At 42.7% G+C, this 25,810-nt stretch carries 28 protein-coding genes; 15 read left to right on the top strand and 13 right to left on the bottom strand.

Annotated elements, in window-relative coordinates; genetic code table 11:
* Positions 1–731: 731 nt before the first annotated feature.
* Positions 732–914: a hypothetical protein gene (locus MU515_RS17770; protein ID WP_024701913.1), complete on the bottom strand. Its 183-nt coding sequence runs from the start codon at positions 912–914 to the stop codon at positions 732–734.
* Between the two features lie 134 nt (positions 915–1,048).
* On the opposite strand from MU515_RS17770, the gene MU515_RS17765 reads away from it, so the two are divergent.
* From MU515_RS17765 to MU515_RS17720, 10 genes are all read left to right on the top strand, one after another.
* Complete coding sequence (locus MU515_RS17765; protein ID WP_260261727.1) at positions 1,049–2,611, top strand: phage/plasmid replication protein, II/X family; 1,563 nt, start codon at positions 1,049–1,051, stop codon at positions 2,609–2,611.
* Positions 2,612–2,620: 9 nt separating this feature from the next.
* Positions 2,621–2,926, top strand: a complete 306-nt coding sequence (locus tag MU515_RS17760) for a hypothetical protein (RefSeq protein ID WP_260261726.1) — start codon at positions 2,621–2,623, stop codon at positions 2,924–2,926.
* 7 nt (positions 2,927–2,933) lie between these two features.
* Positions 2,934–3,134, top strand: a complete 201-nt coding sequence (locus MU515_RS17755; protein WP_260261725.1) for a hypothetical protein — start codon at positions 2,934–2,936, stop codon at positions 3,132–3,134.
* Positions 3,134–3,388, top strand: coding sequence for a single-stranded DNA-binding protein (locus MU515_RS17750; protein ID WP_260261724.1), 255 nt, complete (start codon positions 3,134–3,136; stop codon positions 3,386–3,388). The genes MU515_RS17755 and MU515_RS17750 overlap by 1 nt, the downstream gene beginning before the upstream one ends.
* 11 nt (positions 3,389–3,399) lie before the next feature.
* Positions 3,400–3,600: a phage coat protein gene (locus MU515_RS17745; RefSeq protein ID WP_260261723.1), complete on the top strand. Its 201-nt coding sequence runs from the start codon at positions 3,400–3,402 to the stop codon at positions 3,598–3,600.
* A 103-nt stretch (positions 3,601–3,703) separates the two neighbouring features.
* Positions 3,704–5,050, top strand: coding sequence for an SNARE domain-containing protein (locus MU515_RS17740; protein ID WP_260261722.1), 1,347 nt, complete (start codon positions 3,704–3,706; stop codon positions 5,048–5,050).
* Between the two features lies 1 nt (position 5,051).
* The gene (locus MU515_RS17735; protein WP_260261721.1) at positions 5,052–5,363 is read left to right on the top strand and encodes a VSK receptor; all 312 of its coding nucleotides are present in this window, start codon (positions 5,052–5,054) and stop codon (positions 5,361–5,363) included.
* Positions 5,360–6,508, top strand: coding sequence for a zonular occludens toxin domain-containing protein (locus MU515_RS17730; protein ID WP_260261720.1), 1,149 nt, complete (start codon positions 5,360–5,362; stop codon positions 6,506–6,508). Before MU515_RS17735 ends, MU515_RS17730 begins: the two co-directional genes overlap by 4 nt.
* Positions 6,509–6,659: 151 nt before the next feature.
* Positions 6,660–7,214, top strand: a complete 555-nt coding sequence (locus tag MU515_RS17725) for a hypothetical protein (protein WP_260261719.1) — start codon at positions 6,660–6,662, stop codon at positions 7,212–7,214.
* Between the two features lie 272 nt (positions 7,215–7,486).
* On the top strand, positions 7,487–7,675 hold the full coding sequence (locus tag MU515_RS17720) for a hypothetical protein (protein ID WP_260261718.1): 189 nt from the start codon (positions 7,487–7,489) through the stop codon (positions 7,673–7,675).
* A gap of 184 nt (positions 7,676–7,859) precedes the next feature.
* Here the strand turns inward: MU515_RS17720 and MU515_RS17715 are convergent, their stop codons facing one another.
* The 3 genes from MU515_RS17715 to MU515_RS17705 form a co-directional block, all read right to left on the bottom strand.
* Positions 7,860–8,435, bottom strand: a complete 576-nt coding sequence (locus tag MU515_RS17715) for a hypothetical protein (RefSeq protein WP_260261717.1) — start codon at positions 8,433–8,435, stop codon at positions 7,860–7,862.
* Positions 8,436–8,567: 132 nt separating this feature from the next.
* On the bottom strand, positions 8,568–8,879 hold the full coding sequence (yciH, locus tag MU515_RS17710; RefSeq protein WP_260261716.1) for a stress response translation initiation inhibitor YciH: 312 nt from the start codon (positions 8,877–8,879) through the stop codon (positions 8,568–8,570).
* 3 nt (positions 8,880–8,882) lie between these two features.
* Positions 8,883–9,257 carry a DUF3319 domain-containing protein gene (locus MU515_RS17705; protein ID WP_260261715.1) on the bottom strand — a complete coding sequence of 125 codons (375 nt, stop codon included), beginning with the start codon at positions 9,255–9,257 and terminating at the stop codon, positions 8,883–8,885.
* Between the two features lie 100 nt (positions 9,258–9,357).
* Here MU515_RS17705 and MU515_RS17700 point away from each other — a divergent pair, with 100 nt between their 5' ends.
* The gene (locus MU515_RS17700) at positions 9,358–10,314 is read left to right on the top strand and encodes a tyrosine-type recombinase/integrase (RefSeq protein ID WP_260261714.1); all 957 of its coding nucleotides are present in this window, start codon (positions 9,358–9,360) and stop codon (positions 10,312–10,314) included.
* On the opposite strand, the gene MU515_RS17695 is transcribed toward MU515_RS17700, so the two are convergent.
* A complete protein-coding gene (locus MU515_RS17695; protein ID WP_260261713.1) occupies positions 10,311–11,303 on the bottom strand; it encodes a D-alanine--D-alanine ligase in 993 nt (330 codons plus the stop codon). The genes MU515_RS17700 and MU515_RS17695 overlap by 4 nt on opposite strands.
* Before the next feature lie 150 nt (positions 11,304–11,453).
* Positions 11,454–11,978 carry an SPOR domain-containing protein gene (locus tag MU515_RS17690; protein WP_260261712.1) on the bottom strand — a complete coding sequence of 175 codons (525 nt, stop codon included), beginning with the start codon at positions 11,976–11,978 and terminating at the stop codon, positions 11,454–11,456.
* Between the two features lie 217 nt (positions 11,979–12,195).
* On the opposite strand from MU515_RS17690, the gene MU515_RS17685 reads away from it, so the two are divergent.
* Positions 12,196–14,874: a bifunctional acetate--CoA ligase family protein/GNAT family N-acetyltransferase gene (locus MU515_RS17685; RefSeq protein ID WP_260261711.1), complete on the top strand. Its 2,679-nt coding sequence runs from the start codon at positions 12,196–12,198 to the stop codon at positions 14,872–14,874.
* Positions 14,875–14,887: 13 nt separating this feature from the next.
* On the opposite strand, the gene MU515_RS17680 is transcribed toward MU515_RS17685, so the two are convergent.
* Entirely contained in the window at positions 14,888–15,775 is an 888-nt protein-coding gene (locus MU515_RS17680; RefSeq protein ID WP_260261710.1) for a LysR family transcriptional regulator, read from the bottom strand.
* A 269-nt stretch (positions 15,776–16,044) separates the two neighbouring features.
* Here MU515_RS17680 and MU515_RS17675 point away from each other — a divergent pair, with 269 nt between their 5' ends.
* A complete protein-coding gene (locus MU515_RS17675; RefSeq protein WP_260261709.1) occupies positions 16,045–18,180 on the top strand; it encodes a TonB-dependent hemoglobin/transferrin/lactoferrin family receptor in 2,136 nt (711 codons plus the stop codon).
* A 380-nt stretch (positions 18,181–18,560) separates the two neighbouring features.
* Here the strand turns inward: MU515_RS17675 and MU515_RS17670 are convergent, their stop codons facing one another.
* From MU515_RS17670 to MU515_RS17655, 4 genes are all read right to left on the bottom strand, one after another.
* Positions 18,561–18,812: a hypothetical protein gene (locus MU515_RS17670; protein WP_260261708.1), complete on the bottom strand. Its 252-nt coding sequence runs from the start codon at positions 18,810–18,812 to the stop codon at positions 18,561–18,563.
* 3 nt (positions 18,813–18,815) lie between these two features.
* Positions 18,816–20,516, bottom strand: a complete 1,701-nt coding sequence (locus tag MU515_RS17665) for an SgrR family transcriptional regulator (protein WP_260261707.1) — start codon at positions 20,514–20,516, stop codon at positions 18,816–18,818.
* 70 nt (positions 20,517–20,586) lie between these two features.
* On the bottom strand, positions 20,587–20,820 hold the full coding sequence (locus tag MU515_RS17660) for a DUF3389 domain-containing protein (protein WP_260261706.1): 234 nt from the start codon (positions 20,818–20,820) through the stop codon (positions 20,587–20,589).
* A gap of 2 nt (positions 20,821–20,822) precedes the next feature.
* Positions 20,823–21,257, bottom strand: a complete 435-nt coding sequence (locus tag MU515_RS17655; RefSeq protein ID WP_260261705.1) for a hotdog fold thioesterase — start codon at positions 21,255–21,257, stop codon at positions 20,823–20,825.
* A gap of 135 nt (positions 21,258–21,392) precedes the next feature.
* Between MU515_RS17655 and MU515_RS17650 the strand changes: the two genes are divergently transcribed.
* Positions 21,393–22,181, top strand: a complete 789-nt coding sequence (locus tag MU515_RS17650; protein WP_260261704.1) for a M48 family metallopeptidase — start codon at positions 21,393–21,395, stop codon at positions 22,179–22,181.
* Positions 22,182–22,233: 52 nt separating this feature from the next.
* Here MU515_RS17650 and MU515_RS17645 read toward each other — a convergent pair whose 3' ends face one another.
* Positions 22,234–23,316, bottom strand: a complete 1,083-nt coding sequence (locus tag MU515_RS17645; protein WP_260261703.1) for a site-2 protease family protein — start codon at positions 23,314–23,316, stop codon at positions 22,234–22,236.
* Positions 23,317–23,582: 266 nt separating this feature from the next.
* On the opposite strand from MU515_RS17645, the gene MU515_RS17640 reads away from it, so the two are divergent.
* Positions 23,583–24,140 carry an alkylphosphonate utilization protein gene (locus MU515_RS17640; RefSeq protein WP_260261702.1) on the top strand — a complete coding sequence of 186 codons (558 nt, stop codon included), beginning with the start codon at positions 23,583–23,585 and terminating at the stop codon, positions 24,138–24,140.
* Between the two features lie 71 nt (positions 24,141–24,211).
* Here the strand turns inward: MU515_RS17640 and MU515_RS17635 are convergent, their stop codons facing one another.
* Positions 24,212–25,762, bottom strand: a complete 1,551-nt coding sequence (locus MU515_RS17635; protein ID WP_260261701.1) for a methyl-accepting chemotaxis protein — start codon at positions 25,760–25,762, stop codon at positions 24,212–24,214.
* Between the last annotated feature and the right edge of the window lie 48 nt (positions 25,763–25,810).

Raw genomic sequence — 25,810 nt, 5'->3', positions numbered from 1 at the left:
ACGTCAGCCAGATGAGTTTATGTATGTCGAAGAGATAACATGTCGTTTTTGTGGTTATGCTGAAGACCATGAATATCATCTTGATGAGAATTATCAATTGATTCCTTAGTGCGTATTATCTGCAATGGATTATGTTGAGGGTTTGCCTCTGGCCTGAGTGCCACAAAGGGTGGGCGAATGAGTTGCTCATTCTCGGTGCTTGCACCGTAGATGCTAGGAAAGAGAATCGCTTTGAAGCGATAGCCCGTAACATAATTCGATAATGCGCATTAAGCTTATCCCTCTGCGCAGTGTCGTAGCTAATTTGTCTTTTAAAATTAGTCGAAGACCGAGCAAGTGGGGCTTCTCTTAAAAACTCAATTAGTGATTGGATGACATATTATCACCGGTGGTATGTCATTTTTTGACATACTAGCCCCGCAGGGAAAAGGCCGCACTCTACAGTTCTTGGGCATGACTTCCCCAAACGGCCGATAATCTGCTTCCTTTTAAGATCTCGAAAAACACCCCTCCTTCTTGCCAGAATAATCCCTCGCAGAGCCTTTCAACAACAAAGGGGCGTACTGCTACTGCAACCCATCTTTGTGTCAGTTTTATGCTTAGTCGAACAACCGCGGGAGGGGCCCCGTTTCGTCGGGTGAGGGGCCCGCGGATTTTTCGGCGAAGCCACATACTTTAATAGTGGCTTATAGTCCCAATGTGGTACTCCACACTTATTTTCAATTCTACCTTTACTGATCTTTTTTTGAGTCTTGGATCATTCCGTGTTTTGCATCAGTCAGCATGTTTTCAAACATGTATCTTGCTACATCTGTCCATTGCACTTGCTTTCCGATTTTTGAGCTTATCTCGATAGCTGCTCTTTCTAGCTTAATTTGCTGTGCTTCGTGCACTCGTAGGGTTTTGTATGACATGTCTACCTCTTTACATTTCTACTTGTATTTTAGTGTTTATGAGTACGCTTAGTCATGTGCACCTTGTACACATGTGTATTATTTGCTATGTTGTGTTCAAATATAAATGTACACATGTATTAACGGTTGGTTTCATGTACGATTTCTTAGGTTTAAGAATCCATTTCAAAGATGAGTTTGTCACTCCTATTCAGGTAGGTGATGACTGGGAGACTCATATTAACTTTGATGATTTGATAGATCGCGGTCTTCGTCTTGATTGTTCTGTTGATTTGGATGAGGAAGGTAACACTTCCATTTCCTCACTTCGTCATGCTTGGGAATCTGTGCCTTCAAGCTATACCAGTATTGCCATGAAGGTTTTTCAAGGCTCTGGTTTTCGTCCTAATGCTTGTGTTGAGTTGAAATGTTCTCCGGCCAAGATTCTTCAAGGCCATAACGTTTATGGTAGTGATTCACTTCTTACCTGTGCGACTGCGATTCTCGATGCTTTCAAACGTGCTATGCCTCGTTTTTGTGAAATGCTTGATTTTCAGATGACGGATGTTTTTCGTTTTGACTCAACAATGTCTGTTCAAGTTGATTCTCGTGACCAATTGCAGGGTGCTCTTGTTGCTCTTTCTAAAGTATCTAACAAGTACCTTAGACCAAGTAGGCAAGGGGAGTTTGAGTCTACTGTATATTTCAACAAGGATAAGAACAATCCTAACTCTGGCCGTACTACTTCTCTGATTATTTATTCAAAGTTGGATGAGGTTAATCATCAATGTGAGTTTCTCAAAAAGCTTAAGCGTAAAGAGAAAACGCCTCGTTATGATCGCGTAATTGATGAACTGTCATCTGATTCTTTGCAGGGCTTTGCTGACAATCGTCTTCGCTTTGAAGCTCGCTTCATGTCTCGTTGGTTCGAGAAACACAATATTCCTCAAAACCTATTTGAACTGATTGAATACGTTCGAGTTTTCGAATCTGCATCTCAATCTAGTTTTTGCCTTTGGGCTTGGCGTGATGCCATGAAGTATCTGCTCGATGCTATTGAGGGAAGCACTTTATCGGTTGTTAATGACCACAAAGTTATGTCGTTACTTCATGACTTATACGACACGGTAGATTCGAAGGGAAAAACCCGTAAATCAAAAGCTCTTCGTTTGTTCCAAGTATATGACCGTCTGAAGCACTCGACCTATGAACAGGTTAAAAACACTATGTCTAAATCTAGCTTCTATCGTTCTGTTGCTGATTTGATGGCCGTCGGTCTATCAAAGGAACAACTTCAAAATTTACACGATGACGAACACGTCCCTCTTGGTGAGGTTCTTACTTTCGATTTCGATAAGCAACGTCCATCTAATTACAAAGAACCTGTATTTGATGGGATTAACTCTGGTGCTGACTTGCTGGCTTATCTGTCAGGTTCTGCATCAGCTCATGTTCAAGTTACTGACCTTGATAAGATTCATGATTCACTAGCAGAGGTTGGTATGCCTCCGTTCTATGCTCGCGCTCTCCAAGCAGGCCGTGAAGTTCGAATCAATCAAGATAAGTCGGTTTCATTTGTTCTTTGGAAGGATGGGACTTCAAGTCTTGTCTTTCATCAACCGGGCGATAAATCTCATGTTTTATCAGCGCCTATTCAATCTAAGCCAAATCCATCTAGTGAAATGAGTTTTCAGCAATGGTCTGGCGGTAATCATTAAGGTGACTTTATGAACAAAATGCCTCTTACAATTTTCAATTCTAATTTCGGCACTATGGAAGATGAGAACGGCGGTTCTCCTATGCAGTGGGCGAACTGTCAAACTATTGGTGAGTTTCAGCAGAACGGTGACAAGGTAGGTTGTCAAATCGGTAAGATTTCAGTGCTTACAGATAATCATTTTGCACTCTCCAAACGCCTCAACAATGAACTTATTGCTAAGAAAGCACCTTTAGAAGTTTTAGCGACTTTGGGTATGGGTGTTTCAAATGGTAAATCGACTTTCATTCTTAAAGATTTTGAAGTGGCCAAGTAGGTGACTTATGGATGCTTTAGACCTAATTAACAAACTTAATTTGATATTGATGACAGCTAAACAAGAGGCTGAATCTTTTGTTGAATCCAGTGGTTTGCCATATACGGAAAGGTTTGAAGCGTCCCGTTCTGTAGAGGTTGCTTCTCTACGTTCTCAAATTAAGCAATTTGCTTTCGATTTGGAAGCATTGGATGAAGCGGGGCGCTAATGGCGATTTGTGTCGAAATCAGTCCTGACCATGGCAATGTTTTATATGCCACAACCGAACTGGATGGCGCGTCGTCATGTTCTGCTTATGTCCTCGTTAGTTCTTCGGAGTATGACAGTCTTTTAACTCATAAATCGTTGACTCCGTTAGATGTTAGCGCAGCCGTTGGCTTTGGTTTTACTGTGGTTTTCGGTCTGGGTTATCTCTCCACTTATGGCGTGGCTTTGGCTAAACGTCTGATTAAATTGATATAAGGAAACACATTATGAAAAAGTTCTTAGTAGCAGCAATTGCAGCGGGTGCAACTCCGGCCTTTGCAGAAGGTACACCGATTGATTCGTATTTTGGTGCGATTGATTTAACCACAGTGGCGGCTTCTGTTGTTGCGATTGGTGTGGTTGTGGTTGGTATTTGTATGTCTGAAAAAGGCATTTCAATTGCTAAACGTGTTATTCGCAAAGCGTAATGGTGTATGCCCTGTTCGATATGCAGCTCACTATATGGGTCTTGCTTGGCGGTATGGCGGGCTTCATAGCATCATTGAATTTTCGGGGTTGATTGGGAGCGTAATGCTCCCTTTTTTATGGCGGTTGAATATGTATCGTTATTTATTGATTGCTTTTGTTTTATTTAGTCCCTTTGTTAATGCCCAATTATTGCAAATAACTGGTTTAGTTTGGGGCGACCAAGGACAGGGCTGCGGTAACGTTGGTGATGTTAAGACGTTGTCCTCTTTTGCGGGTTGTTCATGGTCTTATAATGGATACTCACGTAACGTGAGAGCAGCAGGTTTTGGTGGCGGTAGGGTAAAACTTTTTTTTACAAATGGCACTACGGCTGATGCTTTTTTAGCTAAGGGTGTCAGCGAATGTCCATCCGGCCAATCCCTTAATGAAGAGGGGATATGTGAACCTAACAATGAAAATTCGGATTGCTCTGCCACTAAAGACCAATCCGTTGATAGACAATGGAATCCTGTTTCGTTCGGCTCTCGTCCAAGTTACTGCTATGAATCATGTCTATACACTACGACAGAAGCGGTTTGTACTGAAATCGACGGTATTCACAGTTGCTCTGGTACTGTGCAAGGTACGGGAGAAACTTGTGATGCTGATGGTGTGATACCTGGCGGGACATTCCCTGATAAAAATCCCGACCCTGGTGACGGTGGTGATACTGGCGGTGGTGATACTGGCGGTGGTGATACTGGCGGTGGTGATACTGGCGGTGGTGATACTGGCGGTGGTGATACTGGCGGTGGTGATACTGGCGGTGGTGATACTGGCGGGTTTGATGATTCGGGCATCATTTCCAAATTGGACAGTATGCAAATTGATTCAAATGAAAAGTTAGATTCATTGGCCGCAAAGTTAGACGCTATGACCACCAAGGCCGATTCAAATACAACGACCTTAGAAACTGCTATTAAGGACGCTGCTAATACAACTAAGAATGGTTTTGATGATTTGGGCGGCAAGGTCGATGGTTTAGGTAGTAAGTTAGACTCTCTTGGTTCAGATGTGCAAGGCGTTGGCGATAAAATTGATGGCTTGAAGAATGCGATCACTGGTGTTGATGTTTCTGGTGTTGGAACGGGAACATGTTGGGAAACAGACTCTTGTTCTAGTTTTTATAAACCAGAATATCCAGATGGTATTTCTGGAGTATTTGAATCTCACCTTACTGACATTGCGGATAAATTTAGCCAAGGCGTGATTGAATCTTTTAATTCTATGGATTTAAGTAACGCTTCTAAACCTAATTACGTTATTAGCTTTGATTTTGGTGCGCTTGGTAATTTTGGCTCTTACGATTTGTTTGATATTGCCAACCTAGATGCTTTATTTCTATTTATTCGCATTGTTTTATTGGCTTCTACAGTGCTTTATTGTCGTTCTTTAATATTTGGTGGTTAATATGGGTTGGATAACAGATTTAGTTAATAAGATTATGGAATTCTTTTATTCTTTATTTTTATCACTGATTGATGCGATAAAGGATATTGTTGCTTATGTATTTGACCAGTTTTTGTCTGTTACTAATGCGTTGGTTGATGGCGTTATAGTTTCTTTGTCGGCTATTCCTATGCCTGAGACTTTGCCTTTGCCTAGTGGCGTGTCATGGGTGATGTCCCAGATAGGTGTTCCCCAAATGCTTGTGATGGTTAGTGCGTCTTTAGTTGTTCGCTTGCTTCTTCAATTGATTCCGTTCGTGAGGTTAGGTTCATGATTTATGCTCTCGTTGGTCGACCACGTTCTGGGAAGTCTTATGAGGCGGTTGTTTTTCATATCATTCCTGCCATTGCTTCTGGCCGTAAGGTGATTACGAACATTCCGATAAACATTGAAAAGATGCGTAAGATTTTTGGTGATAAAGCGGATTTGATAGAAGTCAGAGAGGGTAAATTTAACGAGTATAATGCTCGTCAACGTCCTTTTTCTATGCCAGAAGAATATGAGACAGATTGGCGTAATGATGAAAACCAAGGTCCTTTATTTATTGTTGATGAGGCTCATATGGTATTGGGTCGTCAATTGGATAATGATATTTTGTATTTTTATTCAATGCATGGTCATCATGGCATTGATATTATTCTGGTCACTCAAAACCTTCGTAAAATTCATAAAGATATAAAGGATATGATTGAGCTGACTTATTATTGTGTTAAGAATACTCATCTAGGCACTGATAAGACATATACGCGAAAGAACTATTTAGGCTTTGAGTTAAAAAACCCAATATCAGAAGAAAAGCGAACATATGAAAAGAAATATTTCGGTTTTTACCAGTCTCATACTGCCAGTAATAAAGCGGTTAAAGAAGCGTTGGCTAATGATACAAAGAGTGTTTATAACACATGGTCAACTAAGCTAGGGGCGATATTTATTGTTGGCGGTTTGGTTGCGTTTGCCTTGATTATGGTTGGTCGTTTTTCTGGTAATGATGAAACCATTGCCGAAACGCAAGTGCATCAATCGAGTGAGGTTGCACAACCTGAGCAACAAGAACCTGACGGCTCAACTGAATCTAAACGTACATCGAAAAGTCAAAACGTCGGGTTTGGTTTACTGGAGGATTATCAATTTTTCGTTTCGGGTTGGTCTAAGCAGCTGGTCAAGACGGTTAACGGCATCGATGCCGATGAGAGTTTTTATCGCGTTTATGTAGATGTGTACCTTGAAAACCGTTACCAATTCACTTTGAAGCATTCGGATTTGTTCCGATTGGGTTATCAGTTCACCAAGTTGTCAGATTGTGTTTACCAAATGAAATATTTTGATATCAGTCGAGTGGTTGTTTGTAGGCAGCAGGCCGAGGCTAAGGATGATAACAAATCTGTAGAGGACGTTATGAAGCTGCCAAGTATCCTTTAACCTTAGTGCGTATTATCTGTTCTACGTTAAAATTGTTAATTTGAAAAATGGTGCAAAAATCAAGTGCCATTTTTTAGACCTATATCACTTGATTAATGGTGCAAAAATCAAGATTATTTAGTATACTTAATGCATACAAAGGAGATGCGTTATGAACTACAAACACTATTTAGATGCATATGAACACATTGGCACTTTCTATAACAAACATTATTTAAATCAATGGGTTGCTGAGTTTAATGATTTTTTTAAAGGTGGTTGTTTATCTCAAGAGTTTATAGATGCGATGCTTGCGGTTAAGGATGATATTTATTCTAGTATTTCAAAGGAGTATTGGCCTTATATTACAGAACGTTTCTTAAGTTGTGCTCTTAATGAATCGGGTAAATATTCTCATGATGCTATTGTTATTTTTACTGTTGTTAGTGTTGAGGCTAATTGCATAGGTGTTAATAAATCATACTCAGCTCAACAAAAAGTAAAGGCTTCTCATGGTGGCGTTCGTAAGGGTGCTGGTCGTCCTAAGCAGTCTTCGACAAAGCAAATTCGTGTTGATTCAGATTTGTCTGAACAATTTAAAATGCTTTCTGATTTGTATCGAGGTCAGTCCGATGCTGATAAGGCGTTGCTTTTAAATGAGTTGATTGCTGTTGGTGTTTCTTTCTGTCACGGTAAAGCTAGTAAGTATGCGCTAGATGATATTTAACTTGGAGATAGTGAAATGATTGAATCTTATGTTTTTGAATGGTGGCACATACCATTATTTGTTGCAGCGTATGGGCTTTGGTTTATGTTTTGGGAATATCTTGGTTCTCTTGTTAGACATCGCCCTTAGTGCGTATTATCAAACGGATGGTTAAATTATGAAATGTCCAATTTGTGGTTCGGTAATGTTTAAATCTGAAGTTAGGGATTTTTATTGGTGTTCAGATACATATTACTGTGAATATGATATTGATTTAGATAAGGATGATTCTGATGAATGAAAGTCGATTTGAAGATACAGCAATTGGCACAATGTGTTTGGAGTGTGGCGCCAATTCAGTCGAAAGGGAAACACGTCAGCCAGATGAGTTTATGTATGTCGAAGAGATAACATGTCGTTTTTGTGGTTATGCTGAAGACCATGAATATCATCTTGATGAGAATTATCAATTGATTCCTTAGTGCGTATTATCTATCTTATGTTAAATGTGTTATTCATTTAGAACTGATGAAACTTCAGTTTGTATGACGTTACCTATTTCTCCTTTAATACGGCTTAGCAATAGCACTTAACATAATTGATTTACCATAAAATACCTAATAGACATATCTATAGCTGAGCTAAAGATATGTCTATTAGCATCAGTTACCCTTGATTTTTGTATTTGAACAAATGAATATCTTCTATGACAACGCCGGCTTCAGACACTTCGCCAATAAGCTTTGCGTATTGGCCTTGTTCTGCGTAGTGCCAAATTAACTTATGTTCGTAACAAATTACCCCAAGCCTTTCTAGCTCGATTCCACCTTCACATGGGGGTTTTCCACCTCTGATGTACTCTTTGTTTTTCCCGAGAACCTTCACAATGATTTCGCCATCGTGTTTAGTTGATTGATGTAACACAGTTTGAATCACTAAATGCGCGCCAAGGCAAAGCACTGAGTTAAAAACGGTAATGACGAACAAGCCGTAAATCATCTCTCTAAATGGCACATCCATTGTACCTTTCTGGTAGTTGCGCCAAATTCGCCATACAACAAGAAATGCCAAACCATAGAAATAGATGTAAACGGTTAGCCCATCGACGCTATCTGGCCATTGATTAAAGGCATAGATTTTCGGTAGTACTAGAGCGCTGATGATCCCAACTAGCGCGATTATCGAATAGATATAGACGACCCATCCACACACTGTAGATGGAATGAACTTTTTTATCTTCATGCTGAATGGTTTAAAACTCAAACTATCGCTTATTCTACCGTAAGCTTGAATGAGGTTTTTCTATAAATATCATATTATTATCAATAAAAAAGGAGCGCTTGTGCACTCCTTATATAAATCTAGATAACTTAATTAGCCGCCCGCAAGCTTCACTGTATGGCCTTTTTTCTCAAGGTGAGCTTTGATTTTGTCTCTAGCATCGCCTTGGATCTCGATCGTGCCATCTTTCACTGAGCCGCCACAACCACAGACTTTTTTAAGCTCTGCCGCAATAAGTTTTAGCTGAACGTCATCCATATCTAATCCAGTCACGACGCTCATGCCCTTGCCTTTACGTCCTTTGGTTTGCTTTTCAATACGAACAATGCCGTCGCCTTTAGGGCGTTGTGGTTTGTCTTCTTCTGGTTTAATACGACCAGTTTCAGTGGAATATACAAGAGTCATAACTTACTTCTTTTGCTGTTCTGCTTTTTTCTTGGCGATGAGATACGCTTCGATGTGCTTCTGAATGGCAAGTTTACCACCTTTAATCAAGCGACCGTTAAAAAAACAGTACCAAGTGTTTGGCTCGCCAGTATCATTTTTCAGCATGTAGCCATAGAAGTTCTCTTGAAGTGCTTTGCCTGCGGCTTCTCGCTGTTTAGATAGTGAAGAGAACTCTTTAGGGTCAATGACAGTAGCTGTGTCACAAAACCAATCGATGCTCTTTTTCAGCGCGGCCATATTACCTTGCAAAACTCGAGTTTTAATTTGAACTTGCCAAATATCAGTTGAAGTACCTACGGTCTTAATATTAAAACCTCGGTATGTCGCTACAGCCATAGTTTCAAACTTCTCAATTAGTTAGATGTTTTTAATAATAATTGTAAATCTGCGGTAAGCAAGTATATTTAGCTTAATATTATGGTTATAGTGCACCAAAATGAAAAAAAATCTGCTTGTCATCACAGACGAAGACATTAAAAAACAAACGATTGCTCACTTTATAAACTGCGCTTCGTTAGATGAATTCGCGCGGCTGACGAATAATGAGTATTCACGCAGCTCATTACTGGGCTTCACTAAAGACTGGAATTTGTTTTTAGAATTCTGCCAATTGAAGCACGTCTCACCGCTACCTGCATCAGCGACCGCTGTTCGTTTGTACTTAGAAAAATGTGCAGAAAATAAGAAATACGCCACCATAAGACGTTACGCGGTCACTATATCTCTAGTGCATCGCATTCTAGGCTTCAAAGACCCTACGGCCAATGCCCGCGTGCAATCTACATTGTCAGGCCTTCGCGTTAACAAGAAAGGCGATAACAAACAAACAGAATCTTTTAGTCGAGAACACCTTTATACGTTAACAGAGCAATTCTCTAGCTCGGATGATCTGCAGGACATACGAAATTTGGCCATTTATCACGTAATGTTTGATGCCTTAATGAAACGCTCTGAGCTTAAAAACTTAACCTCTGCTCAAGTTGATCGTACTAACACACCCCACTCTATTATCCTCGGTGCGCATCGCTATCCATTAACTGAACTTGGTCATCAATGTTTGAGCCGCTGGTTAATCCACCGAAATCATAGTTCCAATTATGTTTTTACTGCAATTGACCGTCACGGCAACGTTGGTACGGACCGACTTAATGATTCATCGATATATCGAGTGTTACGCCGAGCAAGTGACCAATTAGGTTTAAGTATTGCCTTTTCCGGTCAATCACTGCGAGTTGGCGCAGTAAAAGATCTTGCGAATCAAGGAGTGAATACGAAAGAGATTCAGAAGAGAGGACGTTGGCTCAGCCCTGCAATGCCCTATCAATATCTAGGAAATAGGACACAAGCAGAGCTGGAGAAGATGAGATTCTTAACGATGAAACCTATCGATTAAATCGAAGATTTAACGCAGTAAGCTAAAAACTCATGGAATTTGTCGCCATGGTTTTCCAGCATTTTAGGGAACATCGAAATCGGCGTCATACCTGGGAAGGTATTTACCTCGTTAAGGTAGATGTTACCGTCTGGCGTTAGGAAGAAATCGATACGAGATAAATGACGAAGCTTCATTTGCTTGAACACTTTTTCTGCATTGATGCGGATCGATTTAAGCTGATCTTCAGTTAAGTTCTGCGCTTCAATATCAGTGGTTGAGTGGCTCGTCTCAGCGTACTTTTCTTCGTAGCTGTAGAAAGCATCTTCCGGCGCTTTCACTTCGCCCGGCTTAGTTAAAACCAACTCGCCATTGTATTCATATGCCGCCACCTCTAATTCTCGAGGCTTAACCGCTTGCTCAATCAACACTTGATCTGAATAGGTAAAGGCATCGCTGATGGCTTTTTGCAACTCGGATAACTCAGTCACTTTATAGCAACCGACCGAAGAACCTTGGCAAGCCGCTTTAACAAACACACTGCCCCATTGATTGAATGCCTCAACACTACGAGCGTAGGCTTCTTGGTTATCTTCAGATAGGAACAAGTATGGCGTGTTCGGGATACCTAGTGCGTCATACCACAGCTTAGAAGTAATCTTATTGAAGCTATTTGTGCTCGCTTCTGCACGACAACCTAAGTAAGGAATACCAGATAGCTCAAGCAGCGATTGAATATCACCAGTCTCACCAGGGAAACCGTGAATACACGGTACAACGAAATCAATATGCAGAGAAGCATCGGCAAAGTTCAGTTGGCCGGTGTTGGTATCAAGTAGCGCAAGTTCACCGTTTTCGGTAAACCAACCGTCTTTCTTCATTTCTACGCGAATTACCGAGAATTCCTCAGTAAGCTCTAACTGAGATTGCAGATAGTTAGCAGAAACTAGAGAAACTTCGTGTTCTGACGAACCGCCACCACAAAGTAGAAGAATGGACGTTTTTTTCATTAAAATCTTTCCGTGAAACGACAAAAGCTAAGGTCAGTCCATAATAAAGAAAACTGAGCCAAGTTACACTTGTATCGCAAATATTATTAAGGCAGAAAGGCTGTTAGGCCAATATTTAGACATTAAAAAAGGGGCGATTGCCCCTTTTTATCAATTTAGCTTGTTAAGGGTTGGGTATGGCGAGTTTTTAATTGCGTCAATACTCTTAACAAATGGCTTCAATGCTTTGAATTCAGCCGGTAGACGGCTAATCGCTTTCTTAGCATCGGCTTGGGTTGCGTAATCACCGTAAAGCACGGTGTACCACTTAGTGCCGTTAACGACTTTGTAGTTTTCCCATACTGGCTCACCGTTGCTTGGTAAGTTACGAGCGAAATGGTCAACTTTAGCCTGAGAGCCTACTGCTACAACTTGGATAGTATAACCGTAGCGTGCTGGCATCGCGTTTTGCTGCTTTTTAGAAGGCGGTACGATGGTGACTGCTGGTTTCGTTTCAACAGCGACAACTGCTGGCGTATCGACTGTCGTTTCTGCTACTTCGTTAGTTACAGGCAGTTCAACTTGCGCTGTTTTGTAATCTTCACGGTAACTCTCTGAACTTACATCCGTTGTGTATTGTCCTGACACACAAGCCGAAAGTAATACAGATAAGCCAACAATTGCTATTTTTTTCATGAATTCTTCAAAGCCCTAGATAGAATTTACTGTAAATCATGCCGTTAGACAGACCTTTAATCAAGCATACTGCGTGAATATATTATTAGACACTGTGACTTATAACACAAACTGATGCGCTGTTTCGGTGATCTGATTAAAACAACGCCACTTTATCACAGCAGATACACTCAGACTCCGTTACGATAAAGTGAATATATCGTTAGGAAGTTGATTTATGGACAATTTAAACCAGCTACTTAAGCCCAAATCCATCGCAGTGATTGGCGCTTCAACTCGTCCAATGCGCGCCGGCAATATCGTGATGAAAAACCTGCTTCAAGATGGGTTTGAAGGCGCAATTATGCCCGTTACGCCCAATTACACATCGGTTTGTGGTGTGTTGGCCTACCCTAATATCGACGCACTACCTATTGTTCCTGATGTAGCCATTCTCTGTACCCATGCTTGTCGAAACATTGAGATATTCACTCAGCTTGCAGCCAAAGGCGTGAAATCGGCCATCGTACTCTCTTCCGATATGCATGAACTAAGTAGTACTGGAGAGTCTATCGAGAGCTTGTGCATTGGCATCGCTAAAGCCTCTGGCATGCGAGTGCTTGGGCCAAATAGCCTTGGTTTGATTCTTCCTTGGCTTAACTTTAATGCGTCATTCTCTCCGGTCACGGCACAAAAAGGCAAAATCGCCTTTATTTCCCAGTCCGCCGCTATGTGTACCACTATTTTGGATTGGGCCAATGACAAAAACATCGGCTTCTCTGCATTTATCTCGCTTGGTAATGCACTTGATGTCGACTTTGCCGATCTTCTCGATCATCTTTCTACTGATACTCACACAGAAGCGATCCTACTTTACGTCGATACGATCAAAGACGCGCGGCGCTTTATGTCTGCCGCGCGAAGTGCTTCGCGCAACCGACGAATATTGGTACTTAAAGGCGGAAAAACTCCAGAAGGACGGCGCGCTGCGCAAGCCCATACTGGTGGCAATGATACGCTCGATATCATTTACGATTCCGCAATCCGCCGTACAGGTATGCTGAGAGTTAAAAACTCTCATGAACTGTTTGCCGCGGTAGAAACCTTAACTCACTCTGTACCGTTACGTGGCGAGAGACTTGCGATAATCACTAACGGCGGCGGCCCGGCGATAATGGCCGTGGACACATTGCTTGAACGTGGCGGTAAGTTAGCAGAGCTAGACGAATATACGCTGGAAAAACTGTCCTCTAAGTTGCCATCAAGTTGGAGTCAAAATAATCCCATCGATATGGTGGGCGATGCAGATTGTCGGCGCTATGTTGATACGATTAATACTCTTATGGACAGTGATTGCGCCGATGCTATCCTAATTATGCACAGTCCTTCCGCTATTGCCCGATCGAAACAAACGGCCGTTGATATCGTCGAAGCGATTAAAGCTCACCCTAGGCACAAACGGTTCAACATACTAACCAATTGGTCTGGTGAACTGACGGCCAAGCCAGCAAGAAGTATTTTTACCCAAGCCGGAATTCCAACTTATCGTACCGCTGAGAGTGCAGTCGTTGCCTTCATGCACTTAGTCGAATACCGACGTAACCAAAAGCAATTAATGGAAACGCCGACAACGGCTGAACCCGTTCATGTCAGTGAGCTCGAAAATGCTAAGTTATGGATAGAACAACAACTACTGGATAAAGATACAGTTGTATTGGATACACACCAAATAGGCCATTTTTTGCGTTGCTTTAATTTCAACGTACTGCCGACATGGATCGCCTCAGAAGCAAGCGAAGCCGTACACATCGCAGGAGAAATAGGTTACCCCGTCGCTGTTAAGTTACGCTCTCCAGACATTGCTCATAAATCCGATGTGCATGGCGTTATGCTTAATTTAAGAAATAGCCAAGAGGTAGCCAGCGCGTCTCAAGCGATTTTAGACCGAGTGAAACTCTCCTATCCTGCCGCTAATGTTCACGGGTTGTTAGTGCAAGGTATGGCAAAGCTTGCTGGAGGTGAAGAGATACGGATCAAAGTCAAACATGACGATACATTTGGCCCCGTAATACTGCTTGGTCAAGGTGGGTCTGAGTGGGATGAAGCGATCGATGCTGCCTCAGCATTACCACCACTGAATATGACACTTGCCCGCTACTTAATCGTAAGAGCCATAAAAAGTGGTAAAATTCGCCTGCAAAAACTGCCTGACCCAATCGATATGAATGGCCTATCCGAAGTCTTGGTTAAAATTTCGCAGATGGTGGTTGATTGCCCTCAAGTGCATGAACTGGATATACATCCAGTACTGGCAAATGGTAGCGAATTTACCATCCTAGATGCCGACTTAACCTTGAAGACCTATCATGGTGATGCGCAGCAGCGCTTGGCAATTAGGCCCTATCCGGTTGAGCATGAAGAGTGGGTTCATCTAAAAGACAAGCGAAAAGTGTTACTAAGACCCATCCTACCGGAAGATGAGCCATTGCATGCCGAATTCATTAATGGTGTATCCAAAGACGACCTCTACAAACGGTTTTTCTCCGAGGTTGGTGAGTTCAACCATGAAGCATTAGCTAAGTTTACTCAGATCGATTATAACCGAGAGATGGCCTTTGTCGCCGTACGTGAAAATGCAGGAAGCCACGAGATCATCGGTGTCTCGCGCGCGCTCATCAACCATGATAATAGTGATGCAGAATTTGCCATCTTGATTCGGTCAGATTTGAAAGGCCAAGGATTAGGTAAACTGCTAATGAACAAGATCATCGATTATTGTAAGGGCAAGAAAACTCGGCAGATGACCGGTATTACGATGCCCAATAATCGCGGTATGCTGACACTTGCTCAGCGGCTTGGGTTTGAGATTGATATTCAGTTTGAAGATGGTACAGCCGATATGGTGCTGCGCTTATAGCAGCACCTTACAGTTATTTCATAGCCCAGTTCTTGTTCAGGTATTGAATACACCATGATTTCGCTTCACCGATTTTATTACGTTTCCAAGCCATAATAATATCTATTGGAAACGCCTCAGTGCCGCTAATTTGCTGTAATACACCCTGTTCAATAAGCGGCTTAGCAATGGTGGTGGGTAATGTGCCAATACCTAAGCCACTTTTTAGCGCCTCCACTTTGGACGCAAAACTGCTTACCGTAAGACGTGGTTGTTTTTCCAGTACATTAATCGAAAGCGGCGGCTGCTCTCTTGCAGTATCGGCTATGGCGATGATTCGGTATTTTTCCTGAGCGGTGTGATCAAACTCGCCCACACGCTTGTGTACATAATGATCTTTTTCTGCCACCCAGATCATTTCTAACTTACCGATAGTTTGATGTTTTATCTCAAGCGGTAAGTTATCTAACTGTGGGCAAACTAATAGATCGGAGCGTCCTGTTTCTAAAGACTCCAATCCACCAGCGAGAATCTCTTCTTGTAATCGTACTCTTGTACTACTCACATTGCCCAGGGCATCGACCATAGAGAAGAAATTATCAATTGGAATTATGCCATCAAACGCAATGGTGATATCAAGCTCCCAACCATTGGCTAAAACACTCGCATCATTGACCAACTTTTCGGTGGCAGAAAGAATGGCTCTACCGCGTTCGAGGATCAGCTTGCCCGCTTCAGTAAAAGCAGCTTTGTGGCCTGAACGGTCAAAGATCATAATGTCGAGATCTTGTTCAAGCTTTTGAATTTGATAGCTCAATGATGACGGAGCACGATCTAGCTCATTGGCCGCTGCGGCGAAGCTACCTCTTCTATCGATAGCGTCAAGAATATGCAGCGCTTCAAGAGTCACTGGACTCTGCATTTACCACCCTCCTAATGACAATACTGTCACCTACAAAGCTCAAATCTGAGAAAATTCAAAGAATATACAATTAATTTTAAAGAAAATTGAAACAAAATAATAGATTGTAAAATTCGCAAAAACAAATAGTTAGAAACATGTAGCCTATATTTTGTACATTTCAAACCAAAAACCACTTAATGCGAATGGTATTAATTATCATTTAGATCAAATAGAATCCTTGTCGGTTTACCACTCACAATAAAATAACAAGTAAGGTTTAGTTTCAAATGTATAAGAAAACACTCCTCTCAACATCCATTATTTTGGCGTGTTCGCCAATGGCATTTGCTCAAGATTTCGATTTATTTGATGAAGTTGTTGTATCGGCAACCCGTACCAGCCAACAACTCGACGACGTCGCCGCATCGGTAACTGTTGTCACTGATGAAGATATCGAAGCCAACCTCTCTAACAGTATTGAAGATGTTCTAAAATACACACCTGGTGTAACAGTGCAAGGCGACAGCCGCCAAGGTGTTCAGTCTATCAATGTTCGTGGCTTAGAGGGCAACCGCGTTAAAATCATCGTGGATGGCGTATCACAAGCTAACCAGTTCGAAAACTCGTACGCGTTCATTAACTCTGGTCGCGTAGACGTCGATGTCGATATGCTGAAATCAGTTGAGATAGTTAAAGGCGCAGCCTCTTCGCTTCAAGGATCAGACGCTATCGGTGGTATTGTCGCGTTTGAAACGAAGAGCCCTGCTGATTTCTTAAAAGACGGCAAGGATGTCGGTGGCCACGCTAAATTTGGCTATTCATCTGCTGATGCGACCTTCACAGAATCTGTCGCTGTCGCTAATCGATTTGATGACGTAGAAACCCTGATTGCTTACACGCGTAAAGATGGTGAAGAGCTAGATAACTTCGGTGAAACCTACCCGCTTGAAACAACAGCAGACAACCTACTTGGTAAACTTCAAATCCAATTAAACGATGACCACCGCCTAGAGTTTACTGGTGAATACATCGATAAAGACGCTCAATCAGATCTAACCAATAGTAACCGTAACAGCAGCGGCAGTTATGATACTTACTTAGGTGATGATACTGAAACAAAAACACGTATTGGCGTGAAACACCTTTGGGCGACCAATACCAACTTCGCAGACAATCTAGAATGGCAACTGGACTACCTAAATAAAGAATCAAACGGGCTAACAGATCGCGTCAGCAGCTCGAATACGCAAAACAAAGATTACGTTTACGAAGAATCCGGCCTTCAGTTTAACTCTCAGTTCGATAAGTTCATTACCCTTGGCGGTTCAGAGCACTACCTTGTTTACGGTTTCTCTTACTCTAATCGCGACATTTCAAACGTAAACCACGAATACAACAGCAGTAGCGCAGACAAAATTGTTTATTACGTACCAGATGCGACTGAAACAAAATACGGCCTGTTTTTACAAGATGAAATCGCTTTCGGTGATAGCTTAATTGTCACTCCTGGTATCCGTTACGACTCATACAAAACTGACCCTAATGGCGGCATCCCTAATGGCAATGATGGTGGTTTCGACCAAGACTCTTATAAGGCTTACGAAGAATCTGCGGTAACTGGTCGTCTTGGTGTTACGTGGTCCGTCAATGATGAGCACAAACTATTTGCCCAAATCAGTCAAGGTTTCCGTGCGCCAGACTTCCAAGAGCTGTACTACTCGTTCGCAAACGCGGCGCATCGATACACTGCATCACCAAATCCGGATCTAAAAGCAGAAGAAAGCATTTCTTACGAACTAGGATGGCGCGTTAACAATCGCTTCGTTCGCAACGAAATCGCCGTATTCCAAAGTGAATATGATAACTTCATCGAACGCCTATCTCGCGCAAGTACAAACCCTGCGTTTAGCACTGAGTACTACTACGACAACGTGACAGAAGCGACCATCAAAGGTATCGAACTGTCTAACATGTTAGATTGGCATGAGATCGCTGATGCGCCTAAAGGTTTAACAACCAGTTTGGTTGCCGCTTATACCAAGGGTGAAGATAACGAAAACAATCCACTAAACTCCATTATGCCTTGGAATGCGATTGCCGGTATTAACTTCGACGCTCCTTCTAAAGTTTGGGGTACTTCATTGAAGGTCTCTTATACCGCGAAGAAAAAAGAGGGAGACATCATTGATAGTGTTGACCGTTACGGCAACCCAGAGGGTAAATTCGCGCCGGACGCCTCTACTGTGGTTGATTTAACCGCTTACTACCGTCCAATTGAAGACCTAACCATTCGTGGTGGTATCTTTAACTTAACAGACGAAGAATACTACAATTGGACAGACGTTCGCGGCCAATCAGAAGAAGATAAGTTCTACACTCAAGCCGGTCGAAACTTCTCTGTTACGGTTAAATATGACTTCTAATCAGAAATAGAAGTGCTAGAAAAACAAAAGCCAGCGAAAACGCTGGCTTTTTTCTATTTCAAACATTCAAAAAAGTATCAAAAAATTGGGCTGAATGAGTGATTATTTTGAGGTTTTCATCTCTTTTTTCACCATAATTGCAGATGCAACGATGAAAGCGATGATTAAACCTAGTTCCATGACTTACCCCTACGAAAATCAAATTGAACACTTGGACTAACATTTTAAAGCGTTGTTATTGTAACATCATTGGCGAAACATGAAAGTTGTTAACGATTTTTTTACGACTTTTATCGACTCAGATCAAAAATCGCACCGTTCGGCTCATTTTCAACAATAATGGTAAATCACTCAATATGGTCAATTGTTAATAAAACGTATCACTTCATCGTCACTTTGCCGCCTATAAACTTATATGCTGGCGTACCACGAACCAGAGTATCTCGCGCAAATTCAGATTCGCAACCGGGACAAATACAGGGAGTTTGAGTAAAATCCTCCACTATTCTCTCCTTAAAACACTTAATCAAAGCGCCTTTTCCTCCCTTTCGGTATTTAAACAGGTGAAAACGACATTTTGCGCAATAAATGTTAACGGTTTTACTGGGCTGCTTTTTGTTGGGTTTGGCCATAAATTAACTCTGATTCTCTTCCATTGGCTTAACCCAAACTTCACTAAAATCGAACCAACCTAATGCATTACATTTCGCGTTCTGTAGTGCACCACATTGGTCTTTACTTACCCCTAGCCAGCAGTGAAACATAGGGATTAACTGCATCTTATCGGCTAATAGCTTCCCAAGCGCTTGTGCGGCGAAGGGGGTTGATTCGGATTGACGCCATTGGGTGACAACGTCACCCCATTCACTAAAGTCAGACTCTTGGCTCATCGTATCTATATCGCTGTAATCCAATAGCCAACCGGCTAATGCATCATCTCTATTATGGCCAAGCCCCATCGGCTTAATCCAAATATCGACTTTCGAGGTGTCTGGCATTTCCAAATCATAGGTGATCAGCTCAACATCCAAATTGTCTTGCTTTAATAGCGCTTCAAGACACTTGACCAAAGTTGGGAACATCGGATGCATACTATGATAGGCAATGGTCACCGTCCGATAGCTTGGTGGCGGCGTGTAGTGATTTTGACGAGAGTGATGATACCAACCGGGCTTTAAGCCATGTGCGGGTAACGCACCAAGCTCAACAACCTTATCTTGCGGTAACTGCTGAAATACATTAAGCGAGGACAATCGCTGACTGAAATAGCGCGCCCAATCATCCTGCTTAGCTAAGCCTTGTTTCCGATTGAGAAGTAAATAAGTACACCCAGGATCTAGTTCCACTTCATCATTCATTGTGCTGCCGGTGCGTGACATAGGTTTTGCAAGGCTAGGAAACACAATTGACGAGTGCAAAGCATTAATAACCCACACTTCTACACTGTCGATTAAAGGACGAAAACCGAAGTAGCCATCGAATGCTTTTAACACCAGACGTTTTTCATCATTTTGCACCACTTTATAAGGCCCGGTTCCGATAGGAAACTGGTCATACTCTTCAGTGCGGGCTGACATAGGTAACATGATTTTTGCGCAGGCTTCGGTAAGCAGCAGCGCGAGTTTGTAATCATCTTGAGAAAGATGAACATCGAGTACGTTCTTCTGATGAACTTCGGCTTGTTCTATATGACTAAACAGCTTTCGACTCTTTAGCAAATTAATGCTTTCCGCCACCGCTTCTGTAGTGAGTAAATCGCCATTGTGGAATCGAACAGCCGGTCTTAGGTAAAATCGCCAGTGACGAGGCGAAAGCATCTCCCAACTGTGGGATAAGTCGGGCTGCAACACTTCTTGCTCGTCAAGCTTGGTTAGGCCACTGAACACTTGTCTCGCAATATGCTGCTCTGAACGACGAATGTATTTGCGTGGATTGAGCATTGAGAGCGGGCGATAGTATGGCAAGCGAACAACTTGCTCCCCTTCTTGATGCTGTACGCCAAGGTAGCTTTCAACCACTTGCGCAAGTTTAGCGGCATCTTGATCGAGCACTTTAAGCGCTTGGCTTATCTTCCCTTCTTCAAGATAGCGTCTTGCGAGGGTTTCACTCACATCTGCACGAGTTCGTTTAAAATTGAGCTGAGAGAGCTTGCCGCGACCCGGAGCAGGATGCCACTCTAGCCAGCCTTCCTCTTCCATTTTATTTAGAACGATTCGGGCATTGCGTCGAGTACAGCAAAGGATGTCTGTAATCTCTTCAAGCTGAACTCCACAATCAACACCATCATAGTGCTCAAACAAGGTTTCAAACTGGACGCGAAGACGAGGGCTACTCATAAAGGGGAAATCTCAAACTATATTGGATATGCAGTTATTTTCCCCCATTTAAAAACGTCAGATCAAGCGGTTACTCAACCGCAATACCAATTTGTGACGCTAATTCATCGATTTGCTGTTGGTTATCTAATTTCACAGACCATTTGCACTCGCTGCCGTTAACGTTAATGACATTAGCGCCGCGGCCTATCAATTGAATCGCATCGGTTTGTGCTTGAAGAGTGACCATGGCTTCGCCCTTAAGTCGTACGACAATTTCATGGGCGGTGGCGATAATCTTGCCACTTGAAAACTCAATCACCATAATTAGTTCTGACTCTTCTTATGCTGTTTTACTGCAATTGTTAAACGGCTAGTACACACTAAACGCTCACGTTCATCGGTAATATTGATTTGCCACACTTGGGTAGACACACCTAAATGGATGGGCTTGGCGGTACCAATTACCATACCACTGCGCATCGCTCTGACATGATTGGCGTTAATGTCTAAGCCAACACAGTAACTCTCTTCTGTGACACAAAAGTTTGCGGCTACCGAACCTAAAGTTTCAGCCAGCACCACAGATGCCCCGCCGTGCAACATACCTAACGGTTGATGAGTAAAGTGACAAACCGGCATCGTGGCTTGAATATAATCGTCACCCACTTTGGAGTATTCGATCTGTAGATGATCGATGAGGGTATTTTTAGAGGTTTGATTTAAGCGCTGTAAATCTATTTCACGTTTCCAGATACTCATACTGTTCCTACGTAGAGAAAGCCGAGACATCAATGAATGATGAGTCACTCATCACGTCTAGCTATTGAGGTTGGCAGACTATCAGTTTAACCTAATGTTATAATTAAGAAATAGCTAGTTTATATGGAACGTAATATGTCGTGGTTTAAGTACTCAACTCTTGCCTTAACGATTGGCCTAACGGCGTGTACAGCCTCACCAACCGGTAGAAACCAAATTTTGCTCTTTTCAGATAATGATATGAGCAGTTTAGGCGCGCAATCTTTTGAGCAAATGAAGCAACAACAGAAGATCAGCAGCGACAAGAAGCTCAATAACTACGTTCAATGTGTTGCCGGTGCCATCACTCGTTATGTCCCGGTACAAGGTTCATTTCAAGAGTGGGAAGTCGTCGTATTCGATAGTAAGCAAGTGAATGCCTTTGCTCTTCCGGGCGGTAAAATCGGTGTGTACACCGGATTATTAGATGTCGCAGAAAACCAAGACCAACTGGCAACGGTGATCGGCCACGAAATTGCTCACGTTCTTGCTGATCATAGTAATGAACGCTTATCTCAATCCCAACTGGCTAATGCTGGTTTACAGATTACCAGCGCCGCACTTGGTGCATCAGACTACGCGCAGTATCGAAATGCAACTATGGCTGCCCTTGGTTTAGGTGTGCAATACGGAGTATTGATGCCTTATGGTCGAACTCAAGAATCAGAAGCGGATATTGTCGGCCTAGAGCTAATGGCAAAAGCAGGTTTTGACCCACGTGAAAGTGTCAACCTATGGTATAACATGGCGAAAGCGAGCGGCGGCAAGCAGCCACCGGAGCTACTGTCTACTCACCCATCACACAGCACACGCATATCCGACCTTCAGCAAACGATGCAGCGTTTACCTAATTACGCCACGCAGCGCCCGAACTGTAAGATATAGAGACTTAACTGGCGCAGTAGAAAGTAAATAGGGAGCCATTCGCTCCCTATTTTTATGTCCCTAAGATTTGCATCGGCAGTGACAGCATGGTGTCACCGGTTGAAGCAAAGTACCAAATGATTGAGATTAGTCCCGCGACCAAAGCCACATACCAAACGGCTGCAACACACTGGCCATAACGATCCAGTGGTAATAGATGGCTTGAATGTCGATAACGCCACTCGAGCACCACTTCAAGCATTCCCATGATCAATAAGAAACCCAGCAACGTTAAGCCTAGCCAGTAACTTAGAAAAACACCGCCCGCAGCAGCCGCAGTACATAACACTAAGCCAGCGAGTGAGTTCATTGAGAAGCTGATGCTTTTGAGTATGTGCCCGCCATCTAAAGGCAAGATTGGCAATAAGTTAAATAGATTCAGAAACGCATTAAACGCGGCAAGCCCGGCAAAGAACACTTCACCCGTAATCCAATACACACCAACTAAAATAACAGACAGCACAAAACCAAACATTGGCCCCATGATGGAGATCACCACATCCTGCCAACGGGTGTTTATCTTCTCATCGCTTAGCGCCAAACCACCTAAAAATGGTACAAGGTAAATCCCCTTGGTTTTCATACCAAAGTATTTCATTGCTTTTACATGGCCATATTCATGCACCACCAAACAAGCAATCAATGCCAAAGCAAATTGGAATGAAAATAGCCACGAATACGCTGCAAGACTTGCAGAAGCGAAGATCACTTTGATCATTTTCGCGCTTTTCAGCGCTTTCATACCTAGTGATACAAGACCAATTAAACTAAAACGTTTCTCGGCTGGCGGCGGCGTATATGGGGTTTGCTGCTCAATATCTTTGGTGCTTCGCTCACCTTCGGTAACTAATTGGCCATCCACCATTGCGCGATAGCGAAATTCAAAAGGTTGCCACCCGAGTTCACAATCTAGCTGGCATTGCAGTTCGCGCTCGCCATTGGTCAACATGAACTGATGTTGGCTGTTTTTACCTCGTTCGGAATCCGCATTTAACTGTGAGACGATTTGGTTATCCCAAAACAATTGTTGCCATCCAGCCATCGAACCTTCTAAGCGAAGAGGCTTACCTAGAAACTCTATTGATAATAGTTCCAATCTATCAACCTATTAAATTGCTATAAAAAACTAACCGATTATGCCGCTAAGCTCTAACAAGGTAAATAGCGGGTGACATTATGTTACACGGTCACTCAAATAAGTTATTGATGAGGTTTAGTTTTGTTATTGATAACGGCACAAATATCAGTGAAATGTCAGTTTGCACAAGTTAATCCTTTGCTTTACCGCATCCCCCTTTCTTTTCCATGGATAAAGTGGATAATAGCCCCGTTTATTAACCCCTGACTATATGTGAGTCCATTATGTCTATTGAAGCAACAATGCTACAACGCTGTGAATCTAAATGTGAATTATGTGCTAGTGAAGCACCTCTATCGGCATACGCTGTGCCACCACACAGCCACGTGACGGTGGATCACGGCATCATGGTATGTGACAAATGCATGGGTGAAATTGATGACCCACAAGACATCAACCACTGGCGTTGTCTAAACGACAGCATGTGGAGCCAAGTTGTACCTGTACAAGTAGCAGCATGGCGCCAACTTACTCGCCTAAACGCTGAAAGCTGGGCACAAGACGCGCTAGATATGATGTACATGGAAGAAGAAACCAAAACTTGGGCAATGCAAGGTATGTCGGCTGACGACAAACCATTCGATTGCAACGGCGTTGAACTTAAAAAAGGTGACGACGTAACGGTGATCAAGGACCTACCAGTTAAAGGCACTAACCAAGTAATCAAACAAGGCACGGTTATCCGTGGCATCAGCATTGGCGACGATCCTAAGCTTGTTTCAGGTAAAGCAAACGGCGGCCAATCTATGTACGTGATTGCAGAATACTGTCGTAAGAAGTAATTCTCACTCATAACAAAAGCACCTTTATGGTGCTTTTGTTTTATCTAGCGCTTGTCAACGCGCTAACTTGTTTAAGCGATTTTTTGTATCACTTCCGTCAGCTCATTGGTGCTGTCTTGCACTTTAGCATTCATATCGTTGGTTTGCGTCATCAGCTCGTAGGAATCTGCATACTTAAGGTTGATTGATTGGATATTCTCGTTAATCTCATCCGATACATGCACTTGTTCTTCAATCGCTACCGCTATTTGTTGGTTTCTATCCACCACGTCTTGCACAAGCTCTTCAAGCAATACAATACTCTCTTGTGCTTTGCTCAGCAGCTCTACTGTACTGGCGGATTGATCATTGCCTTTTTTCAGCGCTTTCACCGCCGAGTTACTTCCCGATTGAATGCTCTCGATGGCAGATTGAATCTCTGTGGTTGATTCTTGCGTGCGCTGCGCTAAGGTTCTCACTTCGTCCGCGACCACGGCAAACCCTCGACCTTGCTCTCCTGCCCTTGCGGCTTCTATTGCTGCATTTAGGGCTAACAAGTTAGTTTGCTCTGCAATGTCGTTAATCACCTCGACCACTGAGCCGATTTGTTCGGTCTGTTGGTTAAGGTCAGTAACCGTTTGTGAAATCTCTTTCAGTTCATTGACTAGCTCAAGCACAGAGGTATTTACGCCATCAATAACGCCTCGGCTATCGGTCATGGTGTTTTGCGCTTTTAGTGTCGCGTCAGCAGTGGCTTGTGCGTTTTGAGAAATCTCAGTTGAAGCCGCTTGCATCTCATTGACTGAAGTTGCGACAACATCAATCTCGATTTTCTGCTCACTTAGGTTTTGAGTCACACGCTCGCTATTATCGGCGGCTGAATCAGCATTGGTTCGGGTGGCATTACAAGAATCCATCACTGAGATACCGACACGGCCTAACAATGCATTTGCGTATTGCTTACGCATTTTCATTCCTAACTCAATTTCCGCAAGATCGTTGATACGGCCACAATAAATATATTCCATTAATGGGTTATTGAAGTCTTTGCGCGCCATCTGAGCAATTTTCTCTAATGGACGGGTAAGCAAATACACGGCACTTATTGATAACGCCGCCATTGCACCTAAGCTAACGAGCGGTGACTGTCCGATTTGCAATAGGCTTGCTGATACACCAAAAGCAGCTGCAATGCTCATTGAGCAACGCATCCAAAGGCGAGTTCGTGGTAGATACATGGTCAAAGGTTTACCGCCCCCACGCATCTTGGTGTACGCTTTTTCTGCACGGTCAACAAAAACTCGTTCCGGTTTAAAACGCACTGATTGATATTCGACAATTTCACCATTGAGCTTAATCGGCGAAGCGAATGCATCTACCCAATAGTAACCACCACCTTTACGTTGGTTTTTTACCATCCCCATCCAATGATGACCCGATTGTAGGTGTGACCATAAATCTTTAAATGCTTGTTTGGGCATATCTCGATGGCGCACGACATTGTGAGGCTGACCGACTAACTCGCCGTCTTCATATCCGGCCACTTCACTGAAATGGGCACTGGCATATTTAATATAACTGGAGGGGTCTGTAATTGAGATGAGGTTGTAGTTGGCGGGATAATCGTATTCCATATCACTCATAAATCGTTTCCTTACCTAGCAATGACGTTTATTTTTTATGCAACCAAG

Origin of the sequence: Vibrio intestinalis (assembly GCF_025195085.2) — a bacterium.
In the GTDB taxonomy this organism is placed as follows: domain Bacteria; phylum Pseudomonadota; class Gammaproteobacteria; order Enterobacterales; family Vibrionaceae; genus Vibrio; species Vibrio intestinalis.
This window is presented reverse-complemented; position numbering and strand designations above follow the sequence as displayed.